This is a genomic window from Pelorhabdus rhamnosifermentans (genome assembly GCF_018835585.1).
Classification (GTDB): domain Bacteria; phylum Bacillota; class Negativicutes; order UMGS1260; family UMGS1260; genus Pelorhabdus; species Pelorhabdus rhamnosifermentans.
The window spans coordinates 116,389-140,701 of sequence record NZ_JAHGVE010000006.1 but is presented as its reverse complement, the minus strand read 5'-3'; the positions used below and the strand labels follow the sequence as shown (position 1 = coordinate 140,701).

Genomic DNA, 24,313 nt, shown 5'->3' with positions numbered 1-24,313 from the left:
TTTGCATACCGTATACAGGATCATTTTATAACACTTAAGAAAAGTAATACAATACATGTTGTTTATTTGAACTATTCCCGTAAGCTATAGAAAGTCAATTGGGCGGCCTTCATTTGCAGCAGGATTTACCGTTCCAAAGCACGGGTGTAACTGAGAATCCATAGGCATTTTTTACAATTGTAATCGTATAATGATAAGTGCTGGTTAACTCGTTTTGCTAAAAAATACTTCAATTGTCACAATTTGGTCATATATTTTTGGTATTATGTGACATGTATCTAAAGTCAAAGGAAGCAAACCTTTTATTGTCAATGGAAACTACACCTATTTATACGCCAAAAGGTAACTCAGGAGCCGATATATTTGAACGAACCCAATTTGGCTTGAGGATAAGGGAGAGAAAAAGTTTGGGAAAAGGATATATTTTAAATCAACCAGAACGCGTAGCAAAAGAGGAAAATAATATCAATAGGCCTATAGAGGAACAAACCTATAAGACGAGTGAAGAAGAGGCAAGCTTATCAAATGGAAAGGTAGCAGAAAACCCTGAATATATGGATGAACAAATCCGTAGAGTAATGAACCAAATTGAAGAACAAGAAGAATTAAGCAGCCAGAATATCTATGAAGGGATAACCATTAATGATAAACACTATGAGTTTCATGAAGTGGGATTTTTTGAGGATAGGCTAAAACTGCACATTCCTACGACTTTCGTGGACATGCCAGTTAATCTGGCTGCAATAAAATATCCGTCAAGTGACAGACCGCAGATTATCAGAACGGATGACACCGGTGGCGTTAACATTACTTTAAATCTCATCCCAAACAGTATTGAAGATGAACAAATTCCGGCGGTGAAAGAAGGCATGAAGGCCATTCTTATGCGTCTGAATCCTTCTTATTTATTTTTTGAAGAAGGCGTAGAAATCCTTGAGGAAAAATCGGTAGGTTTTTTTGAATTCAAAAGTCCTACTCTTGGCGATCCGCTTTTTAATCTCATGTTCTTTGTTGAAATGGATCATAACGTCATCATGGGAGTCTTTAACTGCATGTACAGCGAATATAGGGCCTGGCAGCCCATCGCCAGGCAAATTATGCAATCCGTGCGGGTATGTCCTAAAGTGCCGGAACAAGCAGACATGCCCAAGGCAGGAGGAAAACAGTCATGAGTGCTGATCAAGAAACAGTTAATCAAGCCTTGCAAAGTCTGGGTAAAGCCATCAATTGGCATAATGTTACCTTTAAGCCTTATGAATTTAAAGACATTTTGGCCATAAGATTGACTCAAGGCATCAATGAGCATGCCCGACTGTTTATCAGCGGTACTCTTACGGATGCCGCGGATAAAGAGAACAAGGATTATGTGCAAACAACGGATCAGGACACTTCAGTGTCCTTAAAATACACTGACGCCACAGGTGCGGAAAAATGCCTGTTTCAAGGTATCGTAACTAATATAAAACAGCGAACAACAGCAGGTCTGAAACATCTGGATATTGAAGCCGTCAGCTTTAGCTATCAACTTGATGTAAAAAAACACAGCCGTTCCTTCCAACGGCAAGGCGAGCCCTACAGTTATATCTTTCAGCGGGTAAATGACTTGGCCCGTCAATATGTACCCAACCTGAAAGATGATGTAGTGAAGGCTGAAGGCGGCCAAGACGAACAAATCACAGGTCGACTGATCGTACAATATCAAGAGACCGACTGGTCTTTTTTAAAGCGACTTGCCTCTCATTTCAACATCGGTTTGACGCCGGACACTACTTTGGACAGTCCCAAAGTCTATTTCGGCCTGCCGCCCGAGCTCCAGCAGCAGGACGGCCAGGCTGGGCCGGAATTTAACGTATCGGCCTATCAAATCCGGCGGGATACGGCAGCTTATGCTACTGCAAGCAGCAACAGCCGTAAAAACAGCGGTGTAACCTTTAGTGAAAATGACTTTACCTATTGTGGAGCCCAATCATTGGATATATTGCAGTTAGGTCAACAAGTAACCTTCCTGGGACTGACGTGGTATGTTAAAAACATCTGTACCATCATGGAAAAAGGCGCCGTAAACAGCACCTATACTTTGGCAACAAAGCAGGGATTAATGCAGGACGACTTATACAATACCAAGTTGGCAGGAATATCTTTGCATGGCATCGTCAAGGAAGTAACTAAAGACCAGGTAAAAGTACATATCACCGATATTGACGAAACCTGGGATGACGGTGCAACCTGGTACTTTCCCTACACGACAGTGTACTCCTCCCCCGACGGCAGCGGCTGGTATTGCATGCCGGAAGTTGGTGACAATGTACGCGTCTATTTTTCCAACAACAGGGAAGAGCAGGCCGTAGCAGCAAGTTCTGTCAATCTCACCCCCTACAAGCGAGGCCAGCGCTCAGATCCAGATAGCAAAGTTCTCAGTACGGTATATGGAAAACAGGTACTTCTTACGCCAGGCGGCATTCAGGTCATTGCCAATGACAATCTCTTGATGACTCTGACGGATGATGGCGGCGTGAGTATCAAAAGCGATAAAAAAATCATCCTTGAAGCCGAGAAAGATATCGAAATAACCAGCAAAACAAGCAAGGTACTAGTAACGGGTCAAGAGGAAGTAAGTCTTAAGCAAGGCAGCAGCGAGATAAATATTCAAGAAGATATCAATATCAAAGGGAACAAGGTGAAAATACAGCCGTGATCCAGGAAAAGTTGGTGCAGCACTTTATAGAAAAACAAACTGAAGGCTGGTTGGAAGAAGATATGCCGGTGATGCAGCAGAAATTTCCCGCCCATCAGAACCAAATAACGGAAAGTTTATCAGCTGTTATCAGTAAGCTATGCCGCCAAGCCAGCCGACAGCAACAAGTAGGCCGTAAAGGTCCGGCCGCTTATTTATGTATTTCATTTCTTAGAACCAATATTCTTGACGATCGCTGGCAATACCGCCTGGATATTTACGATGAAAAATTCTATTTAGACAGGACAGAATGCACAGGCTGCTGGGAAATAGACTTTGTCTGGGATTACTTAAAAGCCAGATTGGTTCAATTGAATAAAGCGGTCCGTTCCGGTATGTATGTTAATAAACTTCACCAGGGGCACTTGAGCCGGGTCAAATTAGCCATGGCCAAGCAATACCATCAGCTAGCGATGGTTTGTACTAAGCTGGTGATTGAAGAAGCGATTAAGACACCGGAATATATCCTTTTAAGCAAAGTGCCAAACTTTAAAATCACCATGGGTGGATATTTGGACAAGAGCATGCTGTTATATGAAGAACAATCGGAAATTCAAGCTATGTCGAACAGTAAGAAGGAATAAATACCATGGAGTATTTTCGAATAAAACAAGACCCTGAATACTTTGATGCGCTAATCATTCCTGACGTAATAAATCAAATTGAGCGTCGGTATGTTACGCCCGAAGCGGCGCACAGAATTAATGAAATAACCATCTTTAAGCTAGCGGGAAAAGCTACCCCGAAGTTCATAGACTTATTAGACAGGCAGCTATTTTTGATATCAGCTCCTCTCAGACAAACCTTTGAATTATACGTTCCTAAGCTCAAGTATAAAACGGTCATCGTCGTCAATTCCTCGAAAAATCTGCAGCAAACTTATTATTTGCCAATCTTTGTGCCGGTGGACTGCCTGTCTGAGAAAAGCAGCTTGACGCCTGATAAAAGGGGCGTCAAACATTTGGTGCTCAACCAGGCGGCGCTAGGACGTCAGGCTATTTTTAAAGTACAGCATAACTATGAAGATATCATCATTGCCCGCCTGGATGCAGCCGAAAGTATTCTGCGGCGGCAACTGAGTGGAATAAAAATGTACCGGGTAGAAATCGATGAATAGTAGGAGATGATGAAATGGATACAAGATATGTCGTCAGGGGTGCAACAGTAAGATGTAATAAGGGAAGCACTGCCAGTAGATTAAATTTGCCTAAAAGCCATGGAGTTTACGTCAATGAAAAAGCCGTATTAAACGATCATGATTGTATTTCGGGCAGCAACGTCATGCCCTTTGGTACATGCAGTATGATTCATAAATGTTCCCCTTTCTTAGCTCTCAAATGGGAACAAGCAAAAGATACGACACTTGTAAAAGGTCAGCCCGCATTATTAGCGACTTCAACATTAAGCTGTGCTGTTGGCGGGGTCATAACAGTAGTAGATGACGGGCAGCGAGGATGGTAGTGAGCATGGATGTCAGCAATAACCTATGATCAAATAAAAATAGCTAGCCCATGGAAAATTCAGACGATTTATCAACTTTCCATAAGGAAAACCCTTAACAATCATGCCGAACTTTATCTTAGCGCACTCATCAATGAAAGCGATGCAAGCAAGGCAGGGCTTCAGGAAACAACCGAAGACATGATAAAAGTCTATACAGATGACGGGGCGACTAAAAGCTGGCTGTTTAAAGGATATCTGAAGGATGTCAATATCAGCGTCAGCGGCGGACTGTATAACTTGACAGCCAGGTTTCTTTCTGAGACAGTCATTCTTGACAAGGAACAGAAAAGCCGCTCTTTTCAAAATACCAATCTGACATATAGTGATATAGTCAATCAGTTACTCAGCGACTATCCCAATAAAAGTGCAGAAATGTCAGCCGCTAAAACTAAAATAGACGGTCCGCTCATTCAGTACCAGGAAACAGACTGGCAGTTCATCAAACGTTTGGCCTCCTTACAGCAAACCGTAATCGTACCCGATGTTACAGTCGATGATCGGATATTTTCCTATGGTTATCCCACGGGCTATGGCAAGACACTGCCTGATGACATTAACTATAGCAGTGGCAAAGATATTAACGCCTATTTTACTGATAGTGAAGCTAATCCAAACCTTATTGAAAATGAATATGCCTATTTTGAAGTGGAAAGTTATGACGAACTAACCTTCGGTGATAAAGTTACCTTTCACAACTACGAAATGGTCGTGGGTGAAGTGACGATTGAACTAAAACAAGGGTTACTAATCCATTCGACAAAACTAGTTAGGCCCATGACCCTTAGGCAGAATCCCATTTATAACGAAAAAATCCAGGGAATCAGCCTGGACGGAAAAGTGCTTGATGTAAAAAATCAGGAAGTAAAGCTGCATCTGGCCATAGACAAAGAACAAGACGAAGGCACCGCCTATTGGTATCCCTTCGCACCGCCGACAGTGGATATGATGTACCTCATGCCGCAGATCGGGACCAACGCCAGCCTGTACATACCAGGATTAAACGAACAAAACGCCGTCATTACCGGCTGTGTTCGAACCAATGGTGAGAGCTGCGAAAAGACCGGCGATCCGAGTACCCGTTATCTGGGCACTGACTACGGCCAGGAAATGAAACTGGCGCCGGGAGGTATTTATTTTACGGCAGGCCGCAATGACCTAATCCTCACCTTTGACGATGAAGAAGGCGTAAAAATCGCCAGTCATGAAGGAATAGTGCTGGAGGCTAAAGAAGAAATCATTTTTGATTCCAAGACAAAAGTGATAGTGAATTCTCCCAATCAAATTAAAATGACTACGCCAACCGGCGGTCTTTCTGTGGAAAATGAGATTCATTTTAATGATATAAAAACGATTATTGAGTGTGCGGATGAGAGCGAATTGCCGTTGGTTGAGCAAAAATTAGATCCTAAAGTTACGTGGACAGAAAATACACAAGTGAATTGGGGCGGTCTAATATCGGCTGCAAAAGGTGCGATAGCTAAATGGTGGAATAATATACAATGGAAGGAAGTAGCGTTAGGTGCTGTACAAGCGGGTGGTGGTTTATTTCAGATTGGTTTAGGTGTAGAAATGTTTCAAATTGGGGCGGTAGCAACTATGCTGTCAAGCGGACTTGCAGCAGTCCCTGGTATGGCCTTTGCTGGTGCGGGAGCATATGTTGCTGTAGATGGTGTAAACAGTTTTATGGGAGGAATATCCCGAGTGGGGAATGGGTTTATGGGCAATAAGGATGGCGATACTTGGAATGTACTAAAAAAACTAGAGGGAGAGACTTTTTATAATGGCACTCAGTTGGTCATAGGGGCATATTCAATTAAACAGGTAGTGAATGCTGGTTTTAAAAATGCTCCCAATGGCGCAGATGCACTTATAAAATATGGGTATTATCTAGATAAGGTAACCGAGAGTGCAAAATCATTTGCCTCACATAATTTTGATTTGATTAACTTTGAGGAGACCCTTAGGAGTATGCTTCCTAAGAAAGAGAACCCTGCCAATTGACGAAGTGCATAGCAGTGTAGAGAAAGTTATAGTAAGTTGTGATTAGATTGATTTAGAGAAGATTAATAGGACATGCTTACCCTAAAACAAGAAGAAAAACCGCAAAAGATCGTGCGAGAGAGGTAGAATAAAGGGGAGAGCTCGAGGAAAGGTTGAAAAATGTATACAAAGTCTAAAAAAATGATAAGAAAAAGATGGAAATTCTTGATTATAGTATATTTTTTAGTATGTGCGTTTTCAGTATATCAAACTGGTGTTCCTAATATATATTATCTAATTCCGATCAAGGCTATTGCTGTACCCTCGGCTTGGGGAATAACGAGGGCAGTGTTTAACGGTTTTACTGATGGAGTAACAAAACTTATTGACTCTATTGAAATTATAATTACGTCATTTATCTTGTGGGCAATAGCCAGCATACTAATCATAATAGTGTGCTTTATTTTGGGTATAGACTCTACCCCATTTTTTGACATCACGGTTCGTAGGTAACTGAAGATGCAATGAGAGAAAGCGGCATGTTTAGAGATCAGTAGATTAATCCGGTGTAAACAGACAGATATATAGTGTTAGCGATACAAAAAAAGCAATGGTGCTTGAGGCTAAAGAAAAAATCATTTTTGACTAAGGATGCGCTGTCCTTAATATTAAAGTTATAGAGGGAGATAGTATGGTTCAGAAATACAGTTTTGAAAAAATTAAAGATTATTTATATCCAGAACATCCTTCCTTAGTAAAAGAACAAACTGTGGTAATGATATTGATGCTTAATATTATAGGACTACCTACGGTATTGGTTGGAAATCCTGGTATTATAATCAAATTAATGCTTGTTCCGATTATTTTCGTTAATATATGTAATGTTGTAATAAGACTTAATGTGGAAAAATATCAAATAATACATACCTTATTCCAGGGTATTTCTTGTTTAGTACTCTCGATACTTTGTATAATAGCTGGATACAGATTCTTTATAATGTACTATGAGGAGTATGAACTCCTATATATTTTTGTAACGATGACGTTATATGTATTATTCTTAGTGATATGTTTCAGATATCATCGGAATGCTCTGCAAGTAGGTAAGTATTCCTCCAAATATAAGAAAAAGAAGAGTAAGCCTAATATATTCCTGAGTGCGATTATATTAGCCTCAGGCTGTGGATTATGGATTGGTAAAATTCTTCTTGCAGAATTAAACGGTAATCAAAGTTTAATAACGTTAGGTCTTGCTATTATATTCGTAATTTTGGGATATTTGTTTTCCTTAGGTGGTAATTGTATCCATAAATATTATTTGATGAAACAGTATAGACCGGAATTGTTTCGAAAGCAATAGGTTTTCTAGAAAGCTATTATGGCATCAACTACCCGGCAGGCTTCTGTTCACCATCAAAGGCTATTTGGACTGTTGTGGGAGCGTAGGGGGTGTGTTGGCCTGTTTTATATGATGGGAAATAGCGGCTATCATTTCCGACCAAACTCCCGTGGGGAGATCGTGACCCATCCCGTCAATGATCAATAAATTTGCCCCAGGAATTACGCGGGCTGTATCTTTCCCCGCTTCGACTGGGATCAGCGGATCACCGGACCCGTGTATTACGAGTGTTGGGGCTTTAATGGATGAAAGTGATGCTGTTCTATCGCCGCAGGAAAGAATGGCCATATTTTGTCGCGCCATTCCCTGTGGGTAATAGGAGCGGTCATAGCTCTTCTCTAGGTATGTTCGAGCTCTTTCTTCCTCAAATGGAAAACCGGGACTCCAAATTTTTTGCCATACATTCATATTGTGTTCAATATATGCTTTGCGCTCCGTTGGCGGCGGTGCCACAACGGCGGCTATCGCGTCCGGCTTTCCCTGCGGAAGATGGGGATTCCCCGTGTTTGACATGATTGAAGTCAGACTCAGAACGCGCTGTGGATGCCTATAAGAAACAACCTGGGCTATCATACCACCCATCGAAGCACCGCAGATATGCGCTTTTTCAATGAACAAAGCATCAAGTAAACCCATACAATCATCTGCCATATCGTCTAGGGAATATGCCGCTGCAACATCCTTACCTTCCATAGCGGCTTTGATCGCAGCCATAATATCCGGGAATCCAGCTTTATCAAATTTGGTCGAAAGACCAGCATCGCGATTGTCAAAACGAATAACAAAAAGCCCCGTTTTCGCTAATAATTCGCAGAACTCGGTGTCCCAGAAGAGTAGTTGGGCACCATTACCAGCGATTAGTAATAAGGCTGGAGAAGACTTATCACCGAAAGTATCATACTCAATCTGAATTCCATTGGCCATCACATTAGTCATTGTTTTTCCCCTTTCCTGCATCGCTTTCTAACGATGTCTTTTAATTTTTTTTTCTAGTGATGTATCTGTACTATATTTTCATTTTTGGTACAAGTAGTACAAAACGGTATTTTTAAATCGCACTCTTGTGCGATTTAAAAATACCAGATGAAAGATCTTACTTATTAGGGGGGAGCAACACGTACATGATGATATCGGCCATTGCTGACAATGCATCCGCATGTGTCATGTTGCTTTCCTCAAGAAACCGATAGTTGAACAGATCATTCATCGCACTGTTTACGACTTGCCTGAGAACCGGTACATTGACGGGGCGAAGTGAGCTATTTTCAATTCCCTGAACGATAAGGGACATCAGGTGATCCAGACGTTCCTGCTGGAAATCAGATACCAACTGCCATTCTTCCGGATAGTAATGCCGAAGATCATCAAAAATACTATGATTGTGTATCGGACCGAACACGTGTTGCGAGACCCGGAGTAAAGCCCGAACTTTTTCGGCTACGGAAAGATCAGAATTATTATAGATTTGCTGCTCCTGTTCTTGTACATCCTGAATAGCTATAGATAGTATATCATGAACAAGTGCGTTTTTGGAGGCAAAGTGCTCATATAAAGAAGTTTTGCTGAGGCTAAGCCGCCTGGCAAGGTCGCTCATTGTAAATTTTACGCCGCGAGTTTTTATCTCGTCAGCAGCGGCCATAAGAATGCGATTACGCAAAAATAAGTCACCTCAATTGAGTGTGCCGGAATGACATAACGAGTACTATATAATCAAGATTTAGGATATACCACTTTTTAGCACGTGTCAATCACATAAAAAAAGCAAAATGACAAACAGTCTTATCTGATGTTGTTGAGTGCTGGAGTAACTAGTCTAAGTCGTGAAGATATGCTCAACTATTTATCGGGCAAATTAGTATTGACAGGTGGAAAAGAAAGGAATATTATTTCAATGTAATGCTTGTACCTGTTTTGTCGCTGTAGTACAAAGAGATAGAGTAGTATAATCGGTTCCAAACAATTGTTTTTGCCTGAACAATGGCTGGACTTGGACCCAGTAGGGATGGCAGGCAGTAAAATAAAAAAACCAAAAATGTGTTGACGAACTATATTATAATGTGAAACGATAATGCGAAGGGGAACATGAAAATGAATGACGGACTAAGTAGAATTATTGAACGGAATATTAAAAAGGCGATTAAAGAAGGCGCCTTTGATGATCTGCCGGGAAAGGGTAAGCCGCAAAAGCTTGCCGACTTAAGTTTTGTCCCCAAAGATCAGCGGGCAGCTTATTTGGCATTGAGAAGCTTGGGCTCTCTTCCGCCAGAAATGGAACTGCGTAAAGAAATCGCTGGCTTGGAAGAAAAATTACAATATGCCAGTGAAGAGAATAAGGCTACTATCCAAAAGGAAATTAATGAAAAGAAAATGTTTTACAATGTCATAATGGAACGCCGGAAACGGTAAGGCAAGCGGTATAACGCGATAAATTATGTTGTTGAAGAAGCTCTTCCCTTAAGTGGGAAAGGGCTTTTTTATAGTCGGTGGCGTTTAGGGCTAGTCCGGTTTGATTCGTCCCTTCTTTACAGAGGACTGGAAAATGGAATATATGGTCTGGTGTCAATTTATATGACAAAATTTTATTGCATATACGTTCGTTATATCAAATAAACACTATTATCGTGCGAGCGATGTCTAATATCGTGATGTTATTAAAAGGATAATTGGAATTTATCTATAACTTGTAATTTTAGTATTAAGTTATATATTGAGGAGGGGTTACATTGCAATCAACAATGACACAGAGAGATATGCTATTTCGTCAGTTTCAAATACATAAATTTAAAAGGGAAAGTATGTTTCCGACAGTTACGTTGACAATCAACATGAATGTTACTCATCTGTCAGAATTAAAAAGAAAATGGAATGAAACGCATCGTACCGCACATTTAACTTTTACACATATTGTAATTAAAGCTGTAGCAGATACATTAATGAATTATCCGGTATTGTATAGCCTTTCTGAGGGAACTAATATTATTCCAAGCACTGATTTAATATTAAACATTCCTGTTGATGTAGAAAAACATGTTGAATATATAGTCCTTCATCAACCGGAATCAAAGACTATTTTGGATATTTCGCAGGAATGCCAAAGTGAAATAGAAAAAATTCGTAACGGTAATGGTGAGTTTATGAATTTCCTTATGGAAATGTTCCAAGTTCCCGCTAAAGCAGCCAATCACAGTCCTCTTGAGTTTATGCAGCATTATGGAAATTTTGTAATTTCAAATATGGGATCTTTCCATATTGATAGTGGTTCGCTGGCAATCACCGAGCCCTTGATTGCCGGAATCTGCCTAGGCGCTATTACACCGATTGTAAAGTGTCAAGCAAATAGCTTTATAGAAGCTATGAACCTTCCTATGACTATTTCATTTGATCATCGGGCAATTGACGGAGCCTATGCAGGAAATTTCTTGAATGATGTGAAAGAACTATTAGAAAAGCCAGAACAAATTTTTCAGTTAACTTAAACTAGAGCGGCGGCCGATAAGAAAATCTTATGTGAAGAACAGATATATTATCAAAAGAAACTGAACTAAAGTTAGGTGAGGAGGAACTACTTTGTATAATTGTGCTGTATGCTCTGTACACGTCTGTAGCAATGGCGAATTTAATAAGGCTCCTAAAAATTGTCCATCCATCAATGAAAAAATGGAAGCAATAAAAGAATTATATAAACAGGAAGATGTATATAAAATAGCTCATGCTTCGTCCTTAATAACAAGTCAAGGATATTGCAAAAATACAAGATTGGAAGAAATCATGGATTTTGCAAATGAGTGTGGCTACAAAAAGTTAGGTCTTGCGTTTTGCATCGGGTTAGTTAATGAAAGTAAAATGCTGAACAAAGTACTTTCCTACAATGGTTTTGAAGTAGACTCAGTGATATATCAAGCAGAAGCCTACTATAAAGATAAACTATTTAAACGATAAAAATACAATTCCGTCCGGTAAAAGGGCATTTGTTTATGCAAGCATTATCGTGATTGGCGGCATTGTTAATGCCACGTTAATTTAGCCGCTATTGATAAGATTAGCCCATTTCAGGAAATTGATAGTAGTCTGCTAGCAATTAATTTGCCGCACCTTAGAAAGATTGGTGATGAAATTTCCAAACCGCTAAGGAGACATGACAGTGCATTAGATTATCTTCCTACCCAATATATCAGCGATTACATAAAAAGTGCTGGGTTTGCCGGAATAGAATATAAAAGTACAATGTGCAAAAGTGGTGTTAATTTTGCGATTTTTGATGATACTCTACTTGAATGCATCGAAACCAAATCCTATGATATAGAATCCCTCGCATATGAGTATAATCCTTTTGAAAAATAAACAGGTGACAGCAGCGGGGAAGACATCTCGGAACGTGGATTGTGTTGTTCAGCAATTGTCTCATTTGTAATTAATTAAGCGGAGGTTTAGAGTTAGATACCAGAGAAGTTATTCGCCAATGAACGGAGACGGAGAGCAAGCACCAGTGAAATTAAATTACGATATAGGTGAAAGTTGAAAAAAATCGGCTATTCCTGGTTTTTAAATAGTCCAGTGCTAAAAGAGATTATACAGAGGTGACAAACATGGAACAGTTCTGTCTCGATACGCCTAAAGAAGGATTTATTGATATTACGGCTAGGGTACGGGAATTTGTCCGGAGTAGTCCTATTAAGCAGGGGATTTGTCAGGTATTTGTTCCCCATACGACTGCCGGAGTAACCATCAATGAAAATGCCGATCCGGATGTAGTTACCGATATGCTGGCCGCACTTGGGCAGATGGTTCCCAAGCTTTCATACCGCCACAGGGAAGGCAATTCTATTGCTCATGTTAAGAGTTCACTTATGGGCTGCTCCTTAACGATAGCTGTTGAGGACAGTGATTTAGTCTTGGGTACCTGGCAGGGAATCTATTTTTGTGAATTTGATGGACCTCGCAAACGTAAAGTCTTTGTTCAAGTTGTTGGCGCTTAAATAGTAAGCGCGATTTGTACATGTGTTACTTTATTTTACGCATACTTAATTTCAAAAGGAAAGTGGGCTGTATACATGAACTGTGCACTACCAAATAAACTTGTTTATGAAATACGGGCGGTTGCTAAAAAATATGCAGTCAAGCGGATTGTACTTTTTGGCTCCCGGGCAAGAGGAGATAACAAATTCAATAGTGATATAGATATTGCTGTATATCCCTTACCGGAATTTATGAGCAGAGGATATTTTTTCAGCGAAATTGATGATTTGGAAACGCTATTAAAAATAGATGTGGTATTCATTGATTCTCATACCGACACTAAATTATTAGAGAATATAAGTAAAGAAGGTGTGGTTATTTATGAGCGACTGTAACCAAAAATTTAAAAACTATCAAAATGCATTACGCAGATTACGTGAAGGCGTTGTAAAAGTTGACCAAACCAATGATTTGCTGCGTGATGGCTTAATTCAACGTTTTGAATTTACCTTTGAGCTTGCTTGGAAAACATTAAAAGCTATTTTTGAGGATGAAGGGCTGGTTGGTCTAAATTCTCCCAAAACAGTATTTCGCGAGGCTTTTGCGGCAGGGCTTATCAAAAAGGATGAATTATGGCTTGCAATGTTAAGTGACCGAAATATAACGGCCCATATTTACGATGAGCAATTAGCACGCGAAATATGTAGTAGAATTATCAAAGATTATACATACGAGCTTATCGAATTAGAATCGCAAATTAAAATGAGAATGGGAATATAGCTATGTTATGACGGCCATTCTACTATGTGGGCTTGACTTGACGCTTACTGAAGAGTCGGCGCAGAATGGCTGTATTTATGAGCAACTGTTGTGGACATAAAGTGGTAAAATACTGTCCTTCCGGCAATAATAGTGTTTTCTGTAGTTCGAAACATGGAATGATCCAAACATATGTTTTACTTGCATTTCCATTACAAAAGGCTATAATTAGAAATAGGTGGAAATTAAAAGTCGCCGTGTCCTGAAAGTGCGGGTAACACTTTCAGGCACGAGCAGGTGGTTACGTACCTACACGCAACAGTTAACTGTCCACGACGACACTACTATTATACCCTGTTGCCGCTTGGGTTACAAGCATTGGCAGCCGGTTAGAAGAGTAAAGTGTCTGTTGAGGCGGAAGCTGTTCGGCTGCGCGCAATATTTGCATAAGGTAACAGGCGGTCAACGGATTCTTGATCAAAAGCGCCTGATTACAGATAGAAGCAAGCGATAGCGAAGCGCATGTGTAGGTTGAAAGACCTGCCATGCGTTTTTAATTTCCTCCCAAACCAGGTTGTCTGCAGGTTCCCCATGGGGGAATCTGTAGTTACAGCCTGAATAACGGGAGGGACTTGCTATGCGTTTGCGGCTGCCCTGTGTGAATCGGGTAGGTCTTATTCATGATATTACCCAGTGTTTGGCTAAACGGCAGGTCAATATTGTTTCGCTGGAAGTCGAACAGGGTAATGTATTTCTCGAATGTCCCTGTCTGGAACAGGAGCGAGGACAAGCTTTAATTCAGGCCCTGCGGAAAATCGGCGGCATCTATCAGGTCGAAGCCGTCGCGTCGATGCCGTCTAAAGAACGGGCCGAACAGTTGGATGCCATCCTGGGTTCGGTGCAGGATGGCATTTTGACAATCAATCAGGATTACATGCTGACGCAGTGCAATCTTGCGGCGGCCCGCATCTTGCGGTTATCCCTGGCTTCCATCATGGGAAATCCCATCGATGATAGTCTGGCCGGTAATTTGTTCGTGTTGGAAACCTTGCGTACCGGCAAATCCTTTCGCAATCGCGAGGTATTTGTCGACAGTAAGGGCGGCTATTGCATCGTCAGCACCTTGCCGCTGCGTAACACGCAGCAGGAAGTAGTCGGCGTCGTGGCCGTTGTCCGGGATATTCGCGAGGTACGGGAGTTAGTCCATAAAATCACCGCTTCACGGCCCGTGACTTTTGCCGATATCCCCTTTACAAGTACGGTCATGGCCCAGGTAGTGGAACAAGCCCGTCTGTATGCCTGCAGTGATTCTACCGTACTCATCCGCGGCGAGACCGGCACAGGCAAGGAACTTTTTGCCCGGGCGCTCCACAGTGGATCAGCAAGAGCCAAGGCCGCTTTTGTACCCGTCAACTGTGCGGCCATTCCCGAAACCTTGCTGGAAAGCGAGCTGTTTGGCTATGAAGAGGGAGCCTTTACCGGTGCGGCCAAAGGCGGCAAACCCGGCTTGTTTGAATTGGCCAACGAAGGTACGCTGTTCTTGGATGAAATCGGGGAAATGTCCGTTCATCTGCAGGCGAAACTGCTTCGGGCCCTACAGGATCGGCGGGTGCGCCGCGTGGGCAGCAGTCGTGAGCTTACCGTGAATGTGCGGATTATTTCGGCAACCAACCGCGATCTGGAAAAGCGGGTGGCCTGTGATTTATTCCGGGAAGATTTATATTATCGCTTGAATGTGATCCCCTTGTTTTTACCGCCGCTGCGGGAACGCCAGGAAGATATTCGGTTATTAGCCGAATATTTTTTAAAACGTTTTGCCAGTAAGCTGCAGCGTCCGGTGCAAGGGTTTACCCCGGCGGCGCTGGAATGTCTGCAATATTACGACTGGCCGGGCAATGTGCGGGAATTGGAAAATGTGGTGGAACGGGCCGTCAATCTGGTGGCAGGATCGGCAGTAGAAGACAAGCATATTTTGTTGGGACGCCGTCCTCCGACGCAGTCTGTTCCGGTACCAACCGTCCGCTTTGAAACCTACGAGACTTTGCATGAGCGCTTAGCCCAAGTTGAAAAAATTATTTTACGGGAAACACTGAAGCGATTTCGCTCATCACGGCGTGTCGGATCGGTCTTGGGTTTGTCGCATACGGCGGTGTTAAAAAAACTCAGAAAGTATGGTCTGCATCAGCCGGTTCAAGCGGATAACTGAACAGAAGGGTGTGTGGAAACTTTTTGACGATTTGGCAATCCTTTTGGCAACCTTGTTTTCCATAATCAATGATTTCTTACGAAAAACAGCCTTTTTCTTGTTGGCATGCTTATTGCACTAATAGAAAAGCATGGACGGTCGCCCAATTAACATCGATTTGTTAACGGCAAAACAAAACCGTGCAATATTGAGGAGGCTTTATTATTATGGGACACAAGTATGCCGCAGAACCATTTAAAATCAAATCGGTTGAACCTATCCACATGACTACGCGGGAAGAAAGGGAAGCCGCCATTGAGCGGGCAGGGTATAATACATTCCTGTTGAAATCGAAGGAATGTTATATTGATCTTTTAACGGACAGTGGTACGAATGCCATGAGTGACAATCAATGGGCCGGGTTAATGATCGGTGATGAAGCTTATTCCGGCAGCGTAAATTTTTATGCCCTGGAAAAGGCGGTACGTGAACTCTATGGGTTCAAATATGTTGTGCCAACTCATCAAGGGCGTGGGGCGGAAAATATTCTGTCACGAATTGCTATTAAAAAGGGCGACTATGTGCCTGGAAATATGTACTTTACAACAACCCGCACCCATCAAGAGATGAATGGTGGTATTTTTGAGGATGTCATCATTAATGAAGCCCATGATCCGCAGGCGGAACATCCTTTTAAAGGCAATATCGATTTAAAAAAACTACAGGCCCTCATTGATCGTGTTGGGGCGGACAAAATTCCCTACGTTTGTCTGGCAGTAACCGTGAATTTGGCAGGTGGACAGCCTGTAGCGATGCAAAATATGCGGGAAGTCAGAGCATTAACAAATAAATATGGTATTAAAATCATGTTTGACGCCACCCGCTGTATCGAAAATGCTTTCTTTATCAAAGAACGGGAAGAAGGCTATCAGAATAAAACCATCCCCGAAATTGTCAAAGAAATGTTTAGTTATGGTGATGGAGCAACAATGAGCGGCAAAAAAGATTGTCTGGTGAATATCGGCGGCTTTTTAGCATTGAATGACGAAAAGATGTATCAAAAAGCAACGCAAATCGTGGTTGTCTTTGAAGGTATGCCAAGCTACGGCGGTATGGCTGGCCGCGACATGGAAGCCATGGCGCGTGGAATGTATGAGTCTGTTGATTATTACTACATTAAGCATCGTGTCGAACAAGTCCGTTATTTAGGCGAACAACTGGATAAGGCCGGTGTGCCGATTGTAAAACCGGTTGGCGGTCATGCCGTATTTTTAGATGCCCGCAGATTTCTGCCTCATATTCCTCAAGATCAATTTCCTGCCCAAATGCTGGCAGCGAAGCTTTATGTTCATTCGGGTGTTCGTTCGATGGAACGTGGCATTGTATCGGCCGGGCGCGATGCGGCGACAGGCGAGCATCATTATCCTAAACTGGAATTGGTGCGGTTAACAATACCCCGTCGTGTCTATACCTATGCGCATATGGATGTGGTTGCGGATGCAGTTATTTCGCTTTATCAAAAACGGGATAGTATTCCTGGCTTGGAAATGGTCTATGAACCGCCTGTACTGCGCTTCTTTACCGCTCGGTTTAAACCGCTGCCGCTTAAGTAATAGGGTCGATTATTTCTAATGCGCTAGGCCATCCAATCTCTTCGCCCATAAGTCAAAATTGTTTTGGCTGGCCTAACGTATGATGAGTGAATTTGAGATAAGCTATATAGGAGAGATGGGCGTTGAATATTTTTCGCACGAAGTCGATTGAATTGTTGAAAGAAGAGGCAAGAACCCATTCCCTGCGGAAAGAGCTAGGGGCTGTCGATATTATCATGATGGGGATCGGGGTTATTATTGGTACGGGAATTTTTGTTTTAACAGGCATCGTTGCTGCTAAATATGCCGGTCCGGGACTGATATTGTCATTTATCATTGCGGGTTTGACGTGTGCCTTTGTGTGTTTTGCTTATGCGGAGCTGGCGTCGATGGTTCCGATTGCCGGCAGTGCCTATACTTATACCTATACCTCGCTGGGTGAATTTACTGCTTGGATTGTTGGCTGGAAATTGATTCTGGAATATTCAGTAGGAGCTTGTGCTGTTGCCGGTGGTTGGTCGGCCTATACGGTGGGGCTGTTAAAATCCGCGGGAATGGATCTTCCCCTTGCCTTGACTACTGTGCCGGCAGAGGGGGGGATGGTAAATCTTCCGGCTGTGCTTATTACGTTGTTTTTAACCTACCTCTTAGTGTGTGGCATCAAGGAAAGTACGACCGTGAATAAAGTGTTGGTTGTGATCAAACTTGCAGCAATTTTCCTGTTTTTATTTTTGGCCGGACCCAGGGTCAACCCCCTTAACTGGGAGCCCTTCCTGCCTTTTGGCTATTCCGGAGTTTCGGCTGGGGCGGCGGTGATCTTCTTTGCTTATTTAGGCGTTGACTCCATTGCAACTTCAGCGGAAGAGACCAAAAATCCCAGTAGGGATATGCCGATTGGCATCATTGGCTCCTTAGTGATTTGTACGGTGTTATATGTTGCAGTAGCTGCTGTTTTGACAGGCGTAGTGCCTTATGATCAATTAAATAATGCTGAACCCGTAGCTTATGCGTTGCGTACTCTCGGCTATCAGTTTGGTTCGGCGCTGGTAGGTACAGGGGCTGTTTGCGGTTTGTCCACTGTACTCTTGGTTATGATGTATGCACAAACCAGAGCCTTTTTTGCCATGTCTCGTGATGGGCTGATTCCGTCCGCAATTTGCAAGATTCATCCCAAATACGGAACTCCCCATATTATTACCATCCTTGTTGGCATGGCTGTCGCACTTGTCAGCGGTTTTACGCCGATTACGGTTGTGGCCGAGATGTGCAGTGTGGGTACACTGTTTGCTTTTCTTGTCGCAACAGTTGGTGTCGTTGTCTTACGCAAAACCAGACCTGATGCCGAGCGCCCGTTTCGCTGTCCGGCAATCAAAACTGTTGCTACACTGGCCATACTTTCCTGTATCTATATCATGTGCAACCTGGCTTATGCAACTTGGGTACGGTTTATTGTCTGGACGGTCATCGGTCTTATCATTTACTGGGCCTATGGCTATTCGCACAGTGTGCTGAACAAAATGGAACAATTAACACGAAAAACTGGTAAAGCGTTTTAGGTAATCTGGGGTCGATTGCATAACAAGAGAAAACGGCTGTTTGTCTAAAAATGGACAAACAGCCGCTTTTGTCATTATCGGCAGGGGAGCGAGTTTGAATTATTTACTCTCAACTTGAAGTTGGATGTAAAGATTATTGCACAACTGACATTTTTTGTTTACTTTGAAAGCTGACAAAGATAGAATTTAATTATAAAATATTAGTAATCAAAAATAGGGGATGAAACCGTGTTAAATAGCAGCACCATCAGTTTCAAAAGCCAGGGGGGAATCGGAATTGAATTTTGTAGAAACAAGTAATCGCTACAGTCTCTTAAAGCATATTGTTTTCTTTTACATGATTTGGGCGCTTTCAGAAGTTGTTCTTTTTCCCATTTTGAGAATGAAGGGAGTTATTTTTAGTGATACGTTTGGACCAATTTGGAAAATAACGGTCTGGCTATTCCCAGTCGTTGCTATACTGAAGGCTGGTCGATATCCGGTATTGACTTATTTGAAGTTGAATTCCGGCAAGTGGCCGGCCATGCTGTGGAGCATACTGGGTGTTAGTTTTATTGCAGGCTATAATATCTTTATGCATGTGCTGTTTTATGGCAATAGGATGTTTTTGCCATGGCTTACGTTTACGCAGTGGCTGAATGCTGTATTTATCGCCGGAGTCGTTGAGGAGATATTATTTCGGGGATATTTCTTGCAAAAAATAGCGGAACATTTTTCCTTCTGGCAAGCGAATCTTTTAGTGGGCGTGTTGTTCGTGGGTATCCATTTTCCTATTTGGTATGTGAATGCTGATAAAATTGCGAATAATGCAGCTGCTTGGTCGCAGCTTATAGCGTTTATTTTCGGTTTTTCGCTCTTACAGGGCTGGTTGTTTCGGAAATCTGGCTCTATATGGCCGTGTATTATGATGCATATGACGAATAATTTTATGGCATTAGCGCTTGTTGGATAATAGCTAATTGATTGAAATCGAGTTGATGCTATCTTTATCAGCGAGTAGTTGAAGTTCCGTTTTTTACAATAAAATTACCGTGTTTTATTTTACAATGAGCTTAACGTTAAGACAGCGGCGTCTGATTCGTATGAATTAGGCGCTAATTTATTTTTAGGAGGTATGGATCATGGGAACGGCAATTGATTTTTTATATTTAAGTGAAACAGATATGATCAAAGCAGGCGTCATGGATATGCAAGGCTGTATTGATGCTATGGAAGAAATGCTGAAAACGATGGGTTCCGGCGACTATGTGATGGGTGGAGCTAATCGTAACTCCCATGGAGTTATGGTTACTTTTCCAGAGAGTTCCTCATTTCCGAACATGCCTGTTAACGGACCGGATAGAAGATTTATGGCAATGCCGGCTTATTTGGGAGGAAATTTTGATATGGCTGGCGTTAAATGGTATGGCTCGAATGCAGCCAACCGCGCTAAGGGACTGCCACGGTCGATTCTTATGCTGATCCTGAATGACAAGGATACCGGTGCACCGATAGCTTTCATGTCCGCTAATATTTTGAGCGCTTATCGTACCGGTGCCATCCCTGGAGTAGGTATCAGGCACTTGGCCAGAAAGGATGCCAGGGTAGTGGCTATTGACGGGCCGGGCGTAATGAATAGAACGCTTTTAAAAGCTTGCATGTGTGAGCGTCCTCAGGTTGATACCTTAAAAATTCACGGCCACGGTCAGACTTCAATTGATAAGTTTATTGCCTATGCTAAGGAAAATTTTCAGCAAATCAAGACTATAGAAGTGTGCGATACGTTGGAAGCAGCAGTCAGAGACGCCGATATTATCAGTACTGCCACTTCTGGCACTGTAGGTTCAGCGTCCTATCCTTATATCAAAGAAGCCTGGCTGAAGCCAGGAGCAATGGTATGTCTGCCTGCCAACGGACGCTTCGATGATGAATTTGTCTTAAACCGTGCTAAAAATGTAGTGGATAATATCCAATTGTATAAAGCATGGCAAGAGGAAATTCCCTATCCGGCCTATGAGGAAATTGGTATTATGGGTGTGCGGTATATGGATATGCTTCACGAAGGAAAGATGAAGGACGGACAGATTGATGATCTGGGTGATATTTTGATGGGTAAAAAACCGGGACGCAGGGATGACGAGGAAATCATTCTGTATTCGGTTGGGGGCATGCCGACAGAAGACGTGGCTTGGGGAACAATCATTTACCGCAATGCATTGAAAAAAGGCATTGGCGTCAAGCTCAATTTGTGGGATAAACCGGCGATGGCGTAACGAGGATGGGAGTCAATGGTATGAACATGAGAATAACAGAACACCCGATACTGGGTAAAATCGAAAAAGGACAATTAGTGAAGTTCACCTATAATGATACGGAACTTATGGGGTATGAGGGCGAGCCGATTTCGGCCGCCCTCCGGGCTGCCGGTGTCATGGTACATCGCCATACGGCAAAATTAGGCGAGCCGCGCGGTGTATTTTGTGCGATTGGCCGTTGTACGGATTGCGTCATGGTTGTAAATGGAAAACCTAATATAAGAACCTGTATAACACCACTGACAGCGGGGATGAGCGTGCAAACACAATATGGTAATGCCGTAAATCCGAATGGAAAGCGGAGGGAAAGGTATGAAAAGATATGATTTAATTGTTGTGGGCGCAGGTCCAGCCGGTCTTTCCGCCGCGATTGAAGCTGCTCAATGTGGCTTAAACACTGTGGTGTTTGACGAAAATGCCAACCCGGGCGGGCAGCTTTTTAAGCAGGTTCACAAATTTTTCGGTTCTAAGGAGCATAAGGCCAAGGTACGCGGGTTCCGCATCGGCAGCGAGCTTCTGGCGGAAGCTCAGAAACTTGGGATCGAGGTTGTTTTAAAAGCTACCGTGGTAGGGCTCTTTCCTGATAAGGAGATCACTGTACGTGTTGATGACACCATACGCCATTACAAAGGGGATACGATTGTTGTAGCTACTGGTGCAGCAGAAAATGTCGTACCGTTTCCGGGCTGGACCTTGCCCGGTGTCATTGGCGCGGGTGCCGCGCAGACTATGATGAATCTGCAGGGAATTGTTCCCGGCAAAAAAATACTGATGCTGGGCTCTGGCAATGTCGGATTGGTAGTTAGTTATCAACTTATGCAAGTGGGCTGCGAGGTGCTGGCATTGGTTGATGCCGCGCCTAAAATAGGCGGCTATGGCGTGCATGCCTCCAAGCTTGCGCGCATGGGCGTACCGTTTTACGTGTCTCATACGATCATGAAGGCGGAAGGCACGGATCATGTCACCGGTGTTACGATTGGGGAAGTAGATAAAGACTGGAAGATAGTTCATGGAACGGAACGGCATTTTGATGTAGATACCATCTGTATGGCTGTCGGCCTTTCACCGATGGCGCAGCTTTTCAAAATGGCTGGTTGTCAAATGGAGGATAGCGCTTTAAAAAGTGGCTATGTTCCGGTTTGCAATGAATATGGCGAAACCAGTATACCTGGGGTTTTTGCGGCAGGCGATGTGTCCGGCGTGGAAGAAGCAAGTTCCGCGATGCTTGAAGGCCGTATGGCCAGTGTGGCGGCAGCGGAGTACTTGGGGTTTATTACTAAGGCAGAACTGGCGGAAAAGGCTCGGAAATTGAAAGGTGCTTTGCAGAGTTTGCGCGAGGGAATGTTTGCTGTGGAAAATCGGGATAAAATTCTCGATAAAACTGAAGAAGGCTATGATATATCCAAACATCTCTTAAAAACCGGCTTTTTCCTGGAAGAGGAGTTGGCTAAGTATCCAGGTGTCACAAAACAAAACGGTATTCATGCGGTCATTGAATGTTCGCAGAATATTCCCTGCAACCCCTGCCAGGATGCCTGTCCGAAAGGTTGCATCCAAATCGGGGCCAAGATTACTTCTCTGCCGGTTATGGATGAAGGAAAAACCTGCAATGGCTGCGGCTTGTGCGTGGTATCCTGTTCCGGTCAGGCTATCTTCTTGGTGAATGAAGAATATGAGGATGGCTATGCCAGCGTTACTATGCCATATGAAATTTTGCCGCTGCCAGCCCGAGGGGATAAAGGCTGGGCACTTGACCGCAGTGGAGAAAAGGTGTGCCAGGCTGAAGTAGTAAGTGTGAAGACAGCACCAGCTTTTGATCATACACATTTACTTACTATCAAAGTGCCTCAAGACATGGCCATGAAAGCAAGATTTTTTAAAGGAGGCAGCTTTTATGCCTAAGATGCAGGATAGGTCGCGGAATATTGGCGCATTTGTGCCAGCAGGCGATGATGATTTGCTGATTTGCCGTTGTGAAGAAATTACTAAGGGGGAAATCCGGCGTGCCGTGCATGACGGCATGTTTACTTTGACGGAAATTCGGCGGTATTTGCGTACTGGCATGGGGCTTTGCCAGGGACAGACCTGCGGCAGGCTCGTCAAGGGTATTGTAGCCAGAGAACTAGGGATATCTCCGGCGGAACTGGAGCCGGCTGTTTCCCGGGTACCCATGCGCCCCATAGAAATGAAGGTATTCGGCAGTGAAACGGAGGCGGAGGGGCATGCATAAAACGGCGGATACGATTGTCATTGGCGGTGGTATTATCGGAGCGGCAACGGCCTGCTATTTAGCGCGTAAAGGTGCGGATGTGCTCGTTTTAGAGAAAAATGCCCATATCGGTGACGGCGGTTCCAGCCGGAATGGGGGCGGCGTCCGCCAGTCCGGGCGTGATCCACGCGAACTGCCGTTGGCCATGTATGGCATCCGGAATTTGTGGCCGTCACTGTCTGATGAGCTTGGGATAGATGTGGAATATGTACAGGAAGGCAATTTGCGGCTTGGAAAAACTCCAGAACATCTCCGGATTTTGCAGGGATTGACAGAACGCAGCGTGGCAGCCGGCTTGGATGTCCGCATGATTGACGGAGCAGAGGCAAAAGAAATTTGCCCGTATCTTTCGGAAGAGGTAGTTGGTGCCAGTTGGTGTCCGACGGACGGACATGCCAATCCGCTAGTGACTACGCTTGGCTATTATCGTAAAGCCCGGCAGCTTGGTGCCCGGTTTATTACTGGGGAAAAGGTGCTGCAGCTTAAGAAAATCAAGGGCAGGGTGCGTCAGGTCGTTACTGAAACTGGGGTATATGAAGGTAATAACATAATTGTAGCGGCTGGCTTTGAGAGTCGTGAAATCCTGTCCAGTGTGGGCATTGATGTGCCAATGACCCGAATTACGCTGGAAGTGCTGGTAACAGAAGCGCAGCCTCAGATGTTCGGGCAAATGCTGGGGACGGCTATGGCCGATTTCTACGGGCATCAGTCCAAGCATCATGGTTCGTTTGTGTTTGGCGGAACATCCGGCTTTGAGCATACCAACAAAGATCATGGCATGCCGGTGACGGCCAGTATTTCGGCACCTTGTATTTGCCGCGGGATTATAAAGTATGTCCCGATCTTGGAGGATGTCAAGATTGTGCGTACGTGGGCCGGCTGGGCGGATATTTCCGTTGACGGTATTCCGGTGATCAGCCATGTCGAAGAGGTGCCGGGGTTGATTGCCGCCTGCGGTTTTACCGGTCATGGCTTTGGCATTGCGCCGATAGTAGGACTTTTGTTGTCACAAATGGCCAGTGGCGAGAACCCGGTGTTGGATATAAAGGAATTTCGCTACGATCGTTTTAAAACAAAAATTTAACA

At 43.4% G+C, this 24,313-nt stretch carries 25 protein-coding genes; 23 read left to right on the top strand and 2 right to left on the bottom strand.

What is annotated here, in order from left to right:
* Positions 1 to 407 precede the first annotated feature (407 nt).
* The 7 genes from Ga0466249_RS09205 to Ga0466249_RS09175 all read left to right on the top strand — a co-directional run bounded on the left by Ga0466249_RS09205 (position 408) and on the right by Ga0466249_RS09175 (position 7,577).
* Complete coding sequence (locus Ga0466249_RS09205) at positions 408 to 1,172, top strand: hypothetical protein (protein WP_215829149.1); 765 nt, start codon at positions 408 to 410, stop codon at positions 1,170 to 1,172.
* Positions 1,169 to 2,695: a hypothetical protein gene (locus Ga0466249_RS09200; protein WP_215829148.1), complete on the top strand. Its 1,527-nt coding sequence runs from the start codon at positions 1,169 to 1,171 to the stop codon at positions 2,693 to 2,695. Before Ga0466249_RS09205 ends, Ga0466249_RS09200 begins: the two co-directional genes overlap by 4 nt.
* Positions 2,692 to 3,318 carry a hypothetical protein gene (locus Ga0466249_RS09195; RefSeq protein WP_215829147.1) on the top strand — a complete coding sequence of 209 codons (627 nt, stop codon included), beginning with the start codon at positions 2,692 to 2,694 and terminating at the stop codon, positions 3,316 to 3,318. Before Ga0466249_RS09200 ends, Ga0466249_RS09195 begins: the two co-directional genes overlap by 4 nt.
* Positions 3,319 to 3,323: 5 nt before the next feature.
* Positions 3,324 to 3,851, top strand: a complete 528-nt coding sequence (locus Ga0466249_RS09190; RefSeq protein ID WP_215829146.1) for a hypothetical protein — start codon at positions 3,324 to 3,326, stop codon at positions 3,849 to 3,851.
* Positions 3,852 to 3,865: 14 nt separating this feature from the next.
* Positions 3,866 to 4,195 (top strand): DUF4280 domain-containing protein, encoded by a 330-nt coding sequence (locus Ga0466249_RS09185; RefSeq protein WP_215829145.1) that lies wholly within the window; start codon positions 3,866 to 3,868, stop codon positions 4,193 to 4,195.
* Positions 4,196 to 4,204: 9 nt separating this feature from the next.
* Positions 4,205 to 6,238, top strand: coding sequence for a contractile injection system protein, VgrG/Pvc8 family (locus tag Ga0466249_RS09180; protein ID WP_215829144.1), 2,034 nt, complete (start codon positions 4,205 to 4,207; stop codon positions 6,236 to 6,238).
* Between the two features lie 670 nt (positions 6,239 to 6,908).
* Positions 6,909 to 7,577: a hypothetical protein gene (locus Ga0466249_RS09175; RefSeq protein WP_215829143.1), complete on the top strand. Its 669-nt coding sequence runs from the start codon at positions 6,909 to 6,911 to the stop codon at positions 7,575 to 7,577.
* Between the two features lie 60 nt (positions 7,578 to 7,637).
* Here Ga0466249_RS09175 and Ga0466249_RS09170 read toward each other — a convergent pair whose 3' ends face one another.
* Positions 7,638 to 8,552 carry an alpha/beta fold hydrolase gene (locus tag Ga0466249_RS09170; protein WP_215829142.1) on the bottom strand — a complete coding sequence of 305 codons (915 nt, stop codon included), beginning with the start codon at positions 8,550 to 8,552 and terminating at the stop codon, positions 7,638 to 7,640.
* A gap of 157 nt (positions 8,553 to 8,709) precedes the next feature.
* Positions 8,710 to 9,273, bottom strand: a complete 564-nt coding sequence (locus tag Ga0466249_RS09165; protein WP_215829141.1) for a TetR/AcrR family transcriptional regulator — start codon at positions 9,271 to 9,273, stop codon at positions 8,710 to 8,712.
* A 431-nt stretch (positions 9,274 to 9,704) separates the two neighbouring features.
* Here Ga0466249_RS09165 and Ga0466249_RS09160 point away from each other — a divergent pair, with 431 nt between their 5' ends.
* The 16 genes from Ga0466249_RS09160 to Ga0466249_RS09085 all read left to right on the top strand — a co-directional run bounded on the left by Ga0466249_RS09160 (position 9,705) and on the right by Ga0466249_RS09085 (position 24,311).
* The gene (locus Ga0466249_RS09160; protein ID WP_215829140.1) at positions 9,705 to 10,022 is read left to right on the top strand and encodes a DnaJ family domain-containing protein; all 318 of its coding nucleotides are present in this window, start codon (positions 9,705 to 9,707) and stop codon (positions 10,020 to 10,022) included.
* 317 nt (positions 10,023 to 10,339) lie between these two features.
* Positions 10,340 to 11,092 (top strand): 2-oxo acid dehydrogenase subunit E2, encoded by a 753-nt coding sequence (locus tag Ga0466249_RS09155; protein ID WP_215829139.1) that lies wholly within the window; start codon positions 10,340 to 10,342, stop codon positions 11,090 to 11,092.
* A 91-nt stretch (positions 11,093 to 11,183) separates the two neighbouring features.
* Complete coding sequence (locus Ga0466249_RS09150) at positions 11,184 to 11,555, top strand: DUF1847 domain-containing protein (RefSeq protein WP_215829138.1); 372 nt, start codon at positions 11,184 to 11,186, stop codon at positions 11,553 to 11,555.
* Between the two features lie 144 nt (positions 11,556 to 11,699).
* Positions 11,700 to 11,957 (top strand): RES family NAD+ phosphorylase, encoded by a 258-nt coding sequence (locus Ga0466249_RS27760; RefSeq protein ID WP_215829137.1) that lies wholly within the window; start codon positions 11,700 to 11,702, stop codon positions 11,955 to 11,957.
* A gap of 245 nt (positions 11,958 to 12,202) precedes the next feature.
* A complete protein-coding gene (locus tag Ga0466249_RS09140) occupies positions 12,203 to 12,592 on the top strand; it encodes a secondary thiamine-phosphate synthase enzyme YjbQ (RefSeq protein WP_215829136.1) in 390 nt (129 codons plus the stop codon).
* Positions 12,593 to 12,667: 75 nt separating this feature from the next.
* Positions 12,668 to 12,967 carry a nucleotidyltransferase family protein gene (locus Ga0466249_RS09135; protein ID WP_215829135.1) on the top strand — a complete coding sequence of 100 codons (300 nt, stop codon included), beginning with the start codon at positions 12,668 to 12,670 and terminating at the stop codon, positions 12,965 to 12,967.
* Complete coding sequence (locus tag Ga0466249_RS09130) at positions 12,954 to 13,352, top strand: nucleotidyltransferase substrate binding protein (RefSeq protein ID WP_215829134.1); 399 nt, start codon at positions 12,954 to 12,956, stop codon at positions 13,350 to 13,352. The genes Ga0466249_RS09135 and Ga0466249_RS09130 overlap by 14 nt, the downstream gene beginning before the upstream one ends.
* 616 nt (positions 13,353 to 13,968) lie before the next feature.
* Entirely contained in the window at positions 13,969 to 15,537 is a 1,569-nt protein-coding gene (locus Ga0466249_RS09125) for a sigma 54-interacting transcriptional regulator (RefSeq protein ID WP_215829133.1), read from the top strand.
* A gap of 206 nt (positions 15,538 to 15,743) precedes the next feature.
* Positions 15,744 to 17,129 carry a tyrosine phenol-lyase gene (locus Ga0466249_RS09120; protein ID WP_215829132.1) on the top strand — a complete coding sequence of 462 codons (1,386 nt, stop codon included), beginning with the start codon at positions 15,744 to 15,746 and terminating at the stop codon, positions 17,127 to 17,129.
* 122 nt (positions 17,130 to 17,251) lie between these two features.
* Positions 17,252 to 18,664 carry an amino acid permease gene (locus Ga0466249_RS09115; RefSeq protein WP_215829131.1) on the top strand — a complete coding sequence of 471 codons (1,413 nt, stop codon included), beginning with the start codon at positions 17,252 to 17,254 and terminating at the stop codon, positions 18,662 to 18,664.
* A gap of 277 nt (positions 18,665 to 18,941) precedes the next feature.
* Positions 18,942 to 19,616: a CPBP family intramembrane glutamic endopeptidase gene (locus Ga0466249_RS09110; protein ID WP_215829130.1), complete on the top strand. Its 675-nt coding sequence runs from the start codon at positions 18,942 to 18,944 to the stop codon at positions 19,614 to 19,616.
* Positions 19,617 to 19,785: 169 nt separating this feature from the next.
* Positions 19,786 to 20,916, top strand: coding sequence for an ornithine cyclodeaminase family protein (locus Ga0466249_RS09105; RefSeq protein ID WP_215829129.1), 1,131 nt, complete (start codon positions 19,786 to 19,788; stop codon positions 20,914 to 20,916).
* A 20-nt stretch (positions 20,917 to 20,936) separates the two neighbouring features.
* Positions 20,937 to 21,284 carry a (2Fe-2S)-binding protein gene (locus tag Ga0466249_RS09100; protein WP_246588589.1) on the top strand — a complete coding sequence of 116 codons (348 nt, stop codon included), beginning with the start codon at positions 20,937 to 20,939 and terminating at the stop codon, positions 21,282 to 21,284.
* Positions 21,271 to 22,860, top strand: a complete 1,590-nt coding sequence (locus Ga0466249_RS09095; protein WP_215829128.1) for an FAD-dependent oxidoreductase — start codon at positions 21,271 to 21,273, stop codon at positions 22,858 to 22,860. Before Ga0466249_RS09100 ends, Ga0466249_RS09095 begins: the two co-directional genes overlap by 14 nt.
* A complete protein-coding gene (locus tag Ga0466249_RS09090) occupies positions 22,853 to 23,188 on the top strand; it encodes a (2Fe-2S)-binding protein (protein WP_215829127.1) in 336 nt (111 codons plus the stop codon). Before Ga0466249_RS09095 ends, Ga0466249_RS09090 begins: the two co-directional genes overlap by 8 nt.
* Complete coding sequence (locus tag Ga0466249_RS09085; RefSeq protein WP_215829126.1) at positions 23,181 to 24,311, top strand: NAD(P)/FAD-dependent oxidoreductase; 1,131 nt, start codon at positions 23,181 to 23,183, stop codon at positions 24,309 to 24,311. The genes Ga0466249_RS09090 and Ga0466249_RS09085 overlap by 8 nt, the downstream gene beginning before the upstream one ends.
* Positions 24,312 to 24,313: the final 2 nt, after the last annotated feature.

Bases quoted from the DNA above. Each gene is read 5' to 3' on its own strand.
- Ga0466249_RS09120 (WP_215829132.1), top strand. From the start codon at position 15,744: ATGGGACACAAGTATGCCGCAGAACCATTTAAAATCAAATCGGTTGAA.
- Ga0466249_RS09160 (WP_215829140.1), top strand. From the start codon at position 9,705: ATGAATGACGGACTAAGTAGAATTATTGAACGGAATATTAAAAAGGCG.
- Ga0466249_RS09175 (WP_215829143.1), top strand. From the start codon at position 6,909: ATGGTTCAGAAATACAGTTTTGAAAAAATTAAAGATTATTTATATCCA.
- Ga0466249_RS09130 (WP_215829134.1), top strand. From the start codon at position 12,954: ATGAGCGACTGTAACCAAAAATTTAAAAACTATCAAAATGCATTACGC.
- Ga0466249_RS09095 (WP_215829128.1), top strand. From the start codon at position 21,271: ATGAAAAGATATGATTTAATTGTTGTGGGCGCAGGTCCAGCCGGTCTT.
- Ga0466249_RS09185 (WP_215829145.1), top strand. From the start codon at position 3,866: ATGGATACAAGATATGTCGTCAGGGGTGCAACAGTAAGATGTAATAAG.
- Ga0466249_RS09140 (WP_215829136.1), top strand. From the start codon at position 12,203: ATGGAACAGTTCTGTCTCGATACGCCTAAAGAAGGATTTATTGATATT.
- Ga0466249_RS09170 (WP_215829142.1), bottom strand. From the start codon at position 8,552: ATGACTAATGTGATGGCCAATGGAATTCAGATTGAGTATGATACTTTC.
- Ga0466249_RS09090 (WP_215829127.1), top strand. From the start codon at position 22,853: ATGCCTAAGATGCAGGATAGGTCGCGGAATATTGGCGCATTTGTGCCA.
- Ga0466249_RS09100 (WP_246588589.1), top strand. From the start codon at position 20,937: ATGAACATGAGAATAACAGAACACCCGATACTGGGTAAAATCGAAAAA.
- Ga0466249_RS09125 (WP_215829133.1), top strand. From the start codon at position 13,969: ATGCGTTTGCGGCTGCCCTGTGTGAATCGGGTAGGTCTTATTCATGAT.
- Ga0466249_RS09105 (WP_215829129.1), top strand. From the start codon at position 19,786: ATGGGAACGGCAATTGATTTTTTATATTTAAGTGAAACAGATATGATC.
- Ga0466249_RS09200 (WP_215829148.1), top strand. From the start codon at position 1,169: ATGAGTGCTGATCAAGAAACAGTTAATCAAGCCTTGCAAAGTCTGGGT.
- Ga0466249_RS09135 (WP_215829135.1), top strand. From the start codon at position 12,668: ATGAACTGTGCACTACCAAATAAACTTGTTTATGAAATACGGGCGGTT.
- Ga0466249_RS09190 (WP_215829146.1), top strand. From the start codon at position 3,324: ATGGAGTATTTTCGAATAAAACAAGACCCTGAATACTTTGATGCGCTA.
- Ga0466249_RS09085 (WP_215829126.1), top strand. From the start codon at position 23,181: ATGCATAAAACGGCGGATACGATTGTCATTGGCGGTGGTATTATCGGA.
- Ga0466249_RS09180 (WP_215829144.1), top strand. From the start codon at position 4,205: ATGTCAGCAATAACCTATGATCAAATAAAAATAGCTAGCCCATGGAAA.